This is a genomic window from Rhodopirellula europaea 6C (assembly GCF_000338295.1).
GTDB lineage: Bacteria > Planctomycetota > Planctomycetia > Pirellulales > Pirellulaceae > Rhodopirellula > Rhodopirellula europaea.
The window spans coordinates 1-545 of record NZ_ANMO01000076.1 but is presented as its reverse complement, the minus strand read 5'-3'; the positions used below and the strand labels follow the sequence as shown (position 1 = coordinate 545).

General features: G+C 50.3%; 1 protein-coding gene. It reads right to left on the bottom strand.

What is annotated here, in order from left to right:
- Positions 1-209: 209 nt before the first annotated feature.
- A partial coding sequence (locus RE6C_RS06425) for a hypothetical protein (RefSeq protein WP_039961365.1) occupies positions 210-545 on the bottom strand: 336 nt, incomplete at its 5' end.

The window sequence follows — 545 nt, the reverse complement described above, 5'->3', positions numbered from 1 at the left end:
GAACTTGCAACAGGATCGCCAAAAGAAAGATCGTGAAAACACGAATTGGTTCGACGTTAGTGTTCATGATTCTTGAGTCGGGTAACGGCAGGGTTCAGCGGGGCCGCGCGAACGACTCTCCACTTCAAAAACATCAAGTCGCGGACTCCGTTGCAACCCATGGTTCGTCGCATGTTCTGGCCTCGGACGTACCCAATAGTGTAATGAAGTCACGCATGCGGAGCCAACGCTTCCAGTATGAACCAAGTCCCATGCCAACCTCCACGTTCAAATGCACCCGAAACAGATTGTTTGATGACTTGGTCATTGCTCGTATAGATTCGGACCTTGGCATCGGCATGTATCACTGATTCGTTGTCCGCTCCGACCAAGTCACCCAAGTCGACGTAGGCATCCGCCTTCGTATTCGTCGTTCCTGAAAAATAGGTTTGGAATGGTGCGGTGATTGATTCCCCATTGCTAAGCAGTCGCGTCGGTTTTCCGTCGATAGTCACCACGATTTCGTCAACAATTAGCTTACGACAGTCGATCGCATTGTCTGCATA